The sequence below is a fragment of the Pantoea sp. SIMBA_079 genome (assembly GCF_046940275.1).
In the GTDB taxonomy this organism is placed as follows: Bacteria; Pseudomonadota; Gammaproteobacteria; order Enterobacterales; family Enterobacteriaceae; genus Pantoea; species Pantoea borealis.
Window position 1 is genome coordinate 1 of the sequence record NZ_JAWRYR010000507.1, and the last position, 260, is coordinate 260.

The following is a 260-nucleotide window of genomic DNA, read 5'->3' on the forward strand; positions in this document are numbered from 1 at the left end:
GCCCAGGCCGATCAGCACGCTGACCTGGTTGCTGGCGCCGTAGGTCTCCAGCGCGCGATAGCCGAGCAGGGTCAGCGACAGGCCGACGAAGGCACCGCCGACCGCGATGATCGGCAGGCTGCGGCCGCCGATCTTGTAGATCTCGCGGACCAGCTCGGAGAACAGGTCGGCGGTCGGCTTCGACGCGCGCAGCACCGACAGCGAGAACAGGCCGGCGCGGCCGAGGGAACGGATCGCGGCGCTCATCGGGCGGACTCCAG

1 protein-coding gene is annotated in these 260 nt (G+C 70.8%); it reads right to left on the reverse strand.

The features are described 5' to 3' along the window. The coding region (locus tag SB719_RS20985; RefSeq protein WP_412159862.1) for an ABC transporter permease at nucleotides 1-246 on the reverse strand (246 nt) is incomplete at its 3' end. Between the last annotated feature and the right edge of the window lie 14 nt (nucleotides 247-260).